The organism is Streptomyces albidus (ex Kaewkla and Franco 2022) (assembly GCF_013870515.1).
GTDB classification, from domain to species: domain Bacteria; phylum Actinomycetota; class Actinomycetes; order Streptomycetales; family Streptomycetaceae; genus Streptomyces; species Streptomyces albidus.
Genome location: NZ_JACBXA010000254.1, coordinates 1 through 7,975 on the forward strand (window position 1 = coordinate 1; position 7,975 = coordinate 7,975).

Consider the following 7,975-nt stretch of genomic DNA (forward strand, 5'->3'; position numbering starts at 1 on the left):
CCGGTCCGGGAGCCGCCCAGCGTGATCTCCAGCCGGCGCGGCTTGCCCTCGGGCGAGAAGTCGTCGAGGAGCCACATGTCGCCCGCGCACTGATAGACGACCCGGTCCCCGTCGGTGGAGGCGTTGCGTGCGTAGAAGTCGTCGTGGTCCGTGTGCCTGCGCAGGTCCGAGCCGTCCGGGGCGCACGAGTAGAGGTTGCCCACGCCTTCGTGGTCGGAGAGGAAGGCGATGCGGGCGCCCACGAACATCACCGAGTCGAGGTGCCCTTCGAGATCGGGCACGAGGCGCCGGCCGTGCAGCCACAGCCGCCCCCTGGCCCCTCCCCGGTACCGCTTCCAGGCCGCCGGGTCGTGCGGCGGCTTCCCGGTCAGCAGCAGGGTGCGGCGTACGCCGCCGAGCGCGGCGACGGCCACGTCCGCGACCGGTCCCCACGGGAGGCGGCTGGCAGCACTGCCGTCGGTACGCAGCCGGTAGGACCAGGTGCTGTGCGAGTACGGCTGCTCGTGCGAGGAGACGGCCAGCACGTCGCCCTCGGGCGTCCAGCCGCAGACGCGGGCGTTGGAGGCGCCCCAGTAGCTGAGACGCCGGGCGGTTCCGCCGTCGACCGGGACCAGATGCACCTCGGGGTCCAGGCTGCGCCAGCTGGTGAAGGCGATCTGCCGTCCGTCGGGGGAGAAGCGCGGGTGGCTGACGCGCGTACGGTCCACGGTCAGCCGCCAGGCGCGCCCCTGCCCCTGAGAGCTGCGACCGGCGTCCGAGGGGGCGAGCGGCGCCAGCCACACGTCGTCCTCGGCCACGAAGCAGATCAGGTCGTCGTACAGGTGCGGGTGGCGGATGTACGGGAGGTACGCATGGTCGTCATTCACGCCGGCTCCCTTCGCGCGGGATACCGCGCCTCGTGGTGCCCGGTCGCGGTCGGCGATGGGGTTTCCAGTATGAGGGGATATGAGGCATCCATACCAATTCAGCGAGGTCGATCGGGAGCGATGTGCTCGCCCCTGCTCGCACCGAGCAGAGGTGTGATGTGCCCCTCATCGCGGCCCGCGGCTCATCCTCATCCTGCGAGGAAGCGTCTTTTGGCATGAACTGACACTGCCGGGCGCGGTGACCCGCGGGGCGGTGGCGGTTCTGTCCGTACCGACCCGAGACCGGAGTCCTCCAGCGTGGCCACCTTCCTCTACAGACTCGGCAGGTTCGCCTTCCGGCGCCGCCGCATCGTCGCCCTCATATGGGTGGTGCTGCTGGTGGCGGCCGGGGCGGGCGCGTCCACCGCATCCGATCCGCCCGACGACGACTTCGCGCTGCCCGGTACGGAGGCCCAGCAGGCCTTCGACGTGCTGGAGGAGCGCTTCCCGGAGGCCAACGCCGAGGGCGCGAGCGCCCGCATGGTCTTCCGCGCTCCCAGCGGGGAGAAGATCACCGCGACCGACAACAGGGCCGCCGTGAAGGAGACCGTCGCTGAGCTCGCCGGCGGTCAGGCGGCCGCCGTCACCGATCCCTTCGTCCCCCGCGGCGGTGCCGTCAGCAAGGACGGCACCACCGCCTACGCGTCCGTCACCTACAAGGTCGCCGCCGACAAGATCAGCGATGGAACGCGCGAGAAGATCGAATCGGCGGCGGAGAAGGGCCGTGACGCGGGCCTGAAGGTCGAGACGGGCGGCGACGCGCTGTTCGTCCAGCCCGACGTGGGCAACGGCGAGGTCTTCGGCATCGCCGTCGCCGCGGTCGTGCTGATCCTCACCTTCGGCTCGCTCGTCGCCGCCGGACTCCCGCTGATCACGGCGTTGATGGGCGTGATGATCGGCATCTCGGGCATCGCCGCCCTTGGTGCCACGCTCGGCCTTTCGGCCAACACCTCGACGCTGGCGATGATGATCGGGCTCGCGGTCGGCATCGACTACGCCCTCTTCATCGCCTCCCGTTACCGCGCCGAGCTCGCAGAGGGCCGCGAGCGCGAGGACGCCGTGGGCCGTGCCGTCGGCACAGCGGGCTCGGCCGTGGTCTTCGCCGGGCTGACCGTGGTGATCGCCCTCGCGGGTCTGGCGGTGGTGAACATCCCGCTGCTCACCAAGATGGGCTTCGCGGCAGCGGGCACCGTCGTCATCGCCGTCCTGGTCGCGATCACCCTGGTGCCCGCCGCACTGGGCATCGTCGGCAAGCGCATCTACGGGCGCAGGGTCCGCAAGGCCAACCCTGCGACCGGCGTCCCCGACGCCCAAGCGGCCGGCTCCGGACCTGGCGCCGGCGAGCGCTGGGCGGGCTTCGTGCTGCGCCGCCCGCTGATGGTTCTCGCGGTGGCCGTGCTCGGCCTCGGCACCCTGGCGGTGCCCGTGGCGAGCATGGAACTGGGGCTGCCGGACGAGGGCAACCAGCCCGCGCACACCACGCAGCGCAAGGCCTACGACATGCTCTCCGAGGGCTTCGGGCCCGGCTTCAACGGGCCGCTGATGATCGTCATCGACGCCCGGGAGAGCGACGACGCCAAGGCCGCGGCCAAGGAGGTCGGCAAACGCGTCGCGAAGACGGACGGCGTCGTGGCGGTCGCACCCGCCGTCTTCAACAAGACCGGAGACACCGCCACCCTCACCGCCGTCCCGAAGTCGGGTCCCAGCAGTGCGGAGACGGAGAAGCTGGTGCGCGACATCCGCGGTGAGTCGGATGGCGTACGGGCCGCGACGGGCGCCACCCTCCTGGTCACCGGCTCCACCGCCGTCGCCATCGACTTCTCACAGGTGATGAACGACGCGCTGGTGCCCTATCTGTCGCTCGTCGTCGGGCTCGCCTTCCTGCTGCTCATGCTGGTCTTCCGCTCCGTGCTCGTCCCGCTCAAGGCGGCGCTGGGCTTCCTGCTGTCGGTACTGGCCGCGCTGGGTTCCGTCGTGGCGGTCTTCCAGTGGGGTTGGCTCGCGGAGCTGATCGGCGTGGAGCAGACCGGGCCGATCATGAGCATGATGCCGATCTTCATGATCGGGGTCATCTTCGGACTGGCCATGGACTACGAGGTGTTCCTGGTGACGCGTATGCGCGAGGCGTACGTGCACGGTGAGGGCCCCGGGACGGCAGTCGTCTCCGGCTTCAAGCTGGGGGCCCGGGTGGTCATGGCTGCCGCCGTCATCATGATCAGCGTCTTCGCGGGCTTCATCGGCGCCTCCGAAGCGATGATCAAGATGATGGGCTTCGGTCTCGCCGTCGCCATCCTCTTCGACGCGCTCGTCGTCCGTATGGCGATCGTTCCCGCCGTGCTCGCTCTGCTGGGCCGGAAGGCCTGGTGGCTGCCCGGATGGCTGGATCGGCTGCTGCCGAACGTCGACGTGGAGGGCGAGCGGCTGCGGCGCCGTCTGGAGCCGGAGGAGCACGGCGCGCCCGGCCCGGACGACGGGCGGAAGCGTCCCCGCATTCCGCACCAGCGCGATCACGAACCGACCAACGTGTAGTGCACGGCTGCCGGTTCGGGACCCGAACCGGCTCAGGGGCGGATCCGCGCTGAGGCGCGGGTCCGCTCCGCGCATGACATCCCGCGTCGCAGCGGGTGTGCCTCAGACCCCGCGAAGCAGCGCGTCCAGGCCGCTCTCCAGGTCCAGTTCGCCGTGCTCCTGGCCGGCGGGCACGACGTCGTAGGAGCAGAGCAGGAAGCGCCGGAGATCCGCGCTGTCGAACTCGACGACTGCGACGCCTTCCTGGGAGAGCAGTTCGATCACGGTGCGCGCGCCGTCGCGCGGCCACACGTGAACATCTCCCTCACCCGACGGTCCGCGCATGCCCGCGTCCAGCAGATCCCGTGCGAACGCCCAGGCGACCTCGGAGCCGTCCAGGGACGCGTCGGCGGGAAAGACGAGCCGGACCGCCAGCGGGTCGCTGTCGTCGTAGCGGAGGACGGCGCTGAAGTACCTGGCCGCGGGGGGTTCCGCGATCAGCCGGACCTCAACGGTGTGATCGAAGACTGTGGACAATCGTCTGCTCCTTGTCGTCGGGACGGGCGCAACCGCTCTGACTGTGTTGCCCCCTCGCGGTGTCAGACGCACGGGGAGCCAAAGAGTCACTGTCAAACGGGGGTGAGTTCTGCCACAGCCCTCGGACGAGTGCCGTGAACGCCCCTTGTGCGGTTCACGATTCGAGCCACGCACACGCTCTTGCAATGTATTTGCAGGAAGCCCCTATCATCAAACGGTTGTGCAGTGTCCGGATCATCTCGACGAGCCAGGAAGCGGAGCGGCGTCATGCATGTGCCCGACGGATTCATCAACGCCCCCGTCTCGGTCGCGGCCGGTGTGGCCGCGGCAGGTGCGGTAGCCCTCTCGCTGCGCGGCGCACGCCGTGAACTGGGCGGTGGGCCGGCCACGGACGCCGCCGGAACCACGGCTGAGCGGACGGCACCGCTCGCCGGTCTGGTCGCGGCGTTCATCTTCGCCGTGCAGATGCTCAACTTCCCCGTCGCGGCGGGGACGAGCGGGCATCTGCTGGGCGGTGCGCTCGCGGCGATACTCGTCGGCCCGTACACGGGTGTGCTCTGCGTCGCCGTCGTGCTGCTGATGCAGGGAGTGCTCTTCGCAGACGGCGGGCTCACCGCGCTCGGAGTGAACATCCTCGTCATGGGCGTGGTGACGGTCCTCGTCGCGTACGGGATCTTCCGCGGACTGCTGCGGGTCCTCCCGAGCGGCCGTCGCACCGTCACGGGCGCCTCCTTCGCAGCCGCCCTGATCTCGGTGCCCATGGCGGCGATCGCCTTCACGGGGCTCTACGCGATCGGCGGCACGGCGGACGTCGCGCTCGGCAAGGTCTTCGCCGCGATGGCCGGGGTGCACGTGCTGATCGGCCTCGGCGAGGCGGCCATCACGGCGGCGACGGTCGGCGCGGTCATCGCGGTACGGCCCGATCTCGTGTACGGGGCACGGGACTTGGCGTCCCGGAAGCTGGAGCTGCGGACCTCCGCGGTGGCGGTACCGGGCGGCGGTACGGCGCAGAAGCCGCGCTCCGCAGCGGGCGCCGGAGCAGAGGCCGGTGCCGGTGAGACCGGCGGGCCGCAGCCTGTGGCCGTTGCACCAATCGCCCCGCGCAGGGCCAACCGCAAGGTGTGGCTGGGCGGTCTGACCGCCGCTCTGCTCTGCGCGGGCGTCGTCAGCTTCTACGCTTCCGCCAGCCCCGACGGTCTGGAGAAGGTCGCCGCCGACAACGGCATCGACGAGAAGGCCCAGGACCACGCCGCCAAGGACTCCCCGCTCGCCGACTACGGCATCGCGGAGATCGCCGACACGCGTCTCTCCGGCGGTCTCGCAGGCGTGATCGGCGTCGGTGCGACGCTCGCCGTCGGCAGCGGTGTCTTCGTGGTTGTGCGGCGCCGCCGCGCCGAGGGCGAGGAGAACGCGGCTTCCGCGAACTCCGCGACGCCCGCCGGGACTTCGGCTTCCTCCGCATCCGGCTCGGACGGCGGGGCCGTCTGACATGGGCGGCACGGGCCACGCGCACAAGCTCTACCTGCACGCACACTCGCCCGTGCACGCCCTCCCTCCGCACTGCAAGCTCGCCGCGGTCTTCTGCTTCGTCCTGCTCGTCGTCTCCACACCGCGCGGAGCGGTGTGGGCGTTCGGGCTGTATGCGCTCCTGCTCGCCGCCGTCGCCGGGGCGGCGCGGGTGCCGTACGGGCATCTGCTCAAACGGCTGCTGATCGAGGTGCCGTTCGTGGCGTTCGCTGTGCTGATGCCGTTCGTCGCTCAGGGGCCGTACACCGAGGTGTGGGGCCTTTCGCTGTCCACGTCCGGGCTCTGGGCCGCGTGGAACATCCTCGCCAAGGGCACCCTCGGCGTGGCCGCCTCCGTCATCCTCGCCTCGACCACCGAGCTGCGTGAACTCCTGCTGGGGCTTCAGCGGTTGAGGCTCCCGCCGATGCTCGTCCAGATCGCGTCCTTCATGATCCGCTACGGCGACGTCATCACCGACGAGATGCGGCGCATGCGCGTCGCCCGCCTCTCCCGGGGTTTCCGGGCGCGCGGAGTGCGGCAGTGGGGCGTGCTCGCGAAGTCGGCGGGGGCGCTCTTCATCCGCTCCTACGAACGTGGTGAACGCGTCCATCTGGCCATGGTCAGCCGGGGATACACCGGCACGATGCCCGCCATCGACGAGGTGAGTGCGACGCGTGCCCAGTGGGCCCGGGCCGCCGTGCTTCCGTTCGCCGCGCTCGCCGTCTGTCTGATGGGATGGGCCCTGTGAGGACACCGTGAGCAGCACCGAGGACAGCCGGCGGGACGAAGGGACGCCACCGCCGTCCCTTCAGGTCTCCTCTCTCGCCTACGCCTATCCCGACGGTCACCAGGCCCTGTTCGGCGTCGACTTGACCGTCCCACGGGGTGAGCGCGTCGCGCTCCTCGGTCCCAACGGCGCGGGCAAGACGACGCTCGTGCTGCATCTCAACGGCATCCTGACCGCAGGCGCCGGGTCCGTCACCGTCGCGGGGCTGCCGGTCGCGCCGCGCAACCTGGCGGAGATCCGGCGACGGGTCGGCATCGTCTTCCAGGACCCGGACGACCAGTTGTTCATGCCGACGGTCCGCGAGGACGTCGCCTTCGGTCCCGCCACGGCGGGCCTGCGCGGCGCCGAACTCGAGTCGCGGGTGCACGACGCGCTCGCGCAGGTCGGCATGGAGGGCCACGCCGGCAGGCCGCCGCACCACCTCTCCTTCGGGCAGCGCCGCCGCGTCGCGGTGGCCACCGTGCTGGCCATGAAGCCCGAGATCCTCGTCCTGGACGAGCCCTCCTCGAACCTGGACCCGGCCTCCCGCCGTGAACTGGCCGACATCCTGAAGGGGTTGGACGTCACGGTGCTGATGGTCACCCACGACCTGCCGTACGCCCTTCAGCTGTGCCGGCGTTCGGTCGTGCTCAGCGACGGCGTCATCGTCGCCGACGGGGGCACACAGCAACTCCTGTGCGACGAGGGGCTGATGGCCGAGCACCGCCTCGAGCTGCCCTTCGGCTTCGACCCCGGGTCGGTGACCGTACCCGGGCGGTAGCACCATTGAAGGCGCACGGGCAGACGGCACGAGGGACGGGACGGACGAGGGCGTGAGCGCTGAGAAGGCTGAGGACGCTGGATACGCCGTGGACGTCCAGGGCGTCGTCGCGGACGGCTTCGAGCCCGTCCGGGACGCCTTCGCGTCGAACTTCCAGGACCGCGGGGAGACCGGCGCCGCCCTGACCGTGCACCGGGAGGGGCGCGTCGTCGTCGACCTGTGGGCCGGGGACACCAACACGGCATCTGACGGGCAGGACCGGGAGGAGGCCGCACCGGGGGAGGGCGGCACGTGGCGGTCCGGCACCGCAGCCGTCCTGCGATCGGCTTCCAAGGGCCCGGCCGCGGCCGTACTCCATCTGCTCCACCAGCGGGGCCAGTTGGACCTCGACGCGCCGGTGGCGACCTACTGGCCGGAGTTCAAGGCGAACGGCAAGGAGCGCGTGCTCGTACGGCACCTGCTCGCGCACCGGGCAGGGCTCCCCGCGCTCGCGGCTCCCCTCACCCCCGCCGAGGCCGTCGACGGCGTCAGCGGTCCCTCCGCGCTGGCCGCCCAGGCCCCCCTCTGGGAACCCGGCACGGCACACGGCTACCACGCGCACACCTACAGCTGGCTTCTCGGCGAACTCGTGCGGCGCGCGACGGGCCGGTCCCTGGGCCGCTGGTTCGCGGAGGAGGTCGCAGGCCCGCTGGGGCTCGACCTGTGGTTCGGGCTCCCCGACGCCTCGCAGGTGGATCTCGCCCGTCTCACGAAGGTGCCCACGCCGGAGCCGCCCGCCGCTCAGGGCCTGCGTGTTCGGCCCAAGGAGTCGGTGACACAGGCCTACAGCGACCCCCGTTCGCTGACGCGACGGGCCTTCGACGCGGTCTCCCCCCTCCCGGACGAGAACGACGCGGCTCTCGTCGCGGCCGGACTCCCGGGCTCGCACGGCGTGGCCACCGCTCGTTCCCTCTCGCGCTTCTACGCCGCCCT

General features: G+C 71.1%; 6 protein-coding genes and 1 pseudogene. 5 read left to right on the plus strand and 2 right to left on the minus strand.

Translation table 11 applies throughout. The features are described 5' to 3' along the window. Positions 1-866 (minus strand): annotated as a pseudogene (locus tag H5J26_RS25620) (PD40 domain-containing protein); the annotation flags it as partial. Between the two features lie 297 nt (positions 867-1,163). Between H5J26_RS25620 and H5J26_RS25625 the strand changes: the two are divergent. Then, positions 1,164-3,434: an MMPL family transporter gene (locus tag H5J26_RS25625; protein ID WP_181768339.1), complete on the plus strand. Its 2,271-nt coding sequence runs from the start codon at positions 1,164-1,166 to the stop codon at positions 3,432-3,434. Between the two features lie 102 nt (positions 3,435-3,536). Here the strand turns inward: H5J26_RS25625 and H5J26_RS25630 are convergent, their stop codons facing one another. Next, positions 3,537-3,950 carry an SsgA family sporulation/cell division regulator gene (locus H5J26_RS25630; RefSeq protein WP_181768340.1) on the minus strand — a complete coding sequence of 138 codons (414 nt, stop codon included), beginning with the start codon at positions 3,948-3,950 and terminating at the stop codon, positions 3,537-3,539. 267 nt (positions 3,951-4,217) lie between these two features. On the opposite strand from H5J26_RS25630, the gene H5J26_RS25635 reads away from it, so the two are divergent. The 4 genes from H5J26_RS25635 to H5J26_RS25650 form a co-directional block, all read left to right on the plus strand. Next, positions 4,218-5,438 carry an energy-coupling factor ABC transporter permease gene (locus tag H5J26_RS25635; RefSeq protein ID WP_181768341.1) on the plus strand — a complete coding sequence of 407 codons (1,221 nt, stop codon included), beginning with the start codon at positions 4,218-4,220 and terminating at the stop codon, positions 5,436-5,438. 1 nt (position 5,439) lies between these two features. After that, a complete protein-coding gene (gene cbiQ / locus H5J26_RS25640) occupies positions 5,440-6,204 on the plus strand; it encodes a cobalt ECF transporter T component CbiQ (RefSeq protein ID WP_181768342.1) in 765 nt (254 codons plus the stop codon). 7 nt (positions 6,205-6,211) lie between these two features. After that, on the plus strand, positions 6,212-7,003 hold the full coding sequence (locus H5J26_RS25645) for an energy-coupling factor ABC transporter ATP-binding protein (protein ID WP_181768343.1): 792 nt from the start codon (positions 6,212-6,214) through the stop codon (positions 7,001-7,003). Positions 7,004-7,055: 52 nt separating this feature from the next. Then, a partial coding sequence (locus tag H5J26_RS25650; RefSeq protein ID WP_309238066.1) for a serine hydrolase domain-containing protein occupies positions 7,056-7,975 on the plus strand: 920 nt, incomplete at its 3' end.

Bases quoted from the DNA above. Each gene is read 5' to 3' on its own strand.
- H5J26_RS25635 (WP_181768341.1), top strand. From the start codon at position 4,218: ATGCATGTGCCCGACGGATTCATCAACGCCCCCGTCTCGGTCGCGGCC.
- cbiQ (WP_181768342.1), top strand. From the start codon at position 5,440: ATGGGCGGCACGGGCCACGCGCACAAGCTCTACCTGCACGCACACTCG.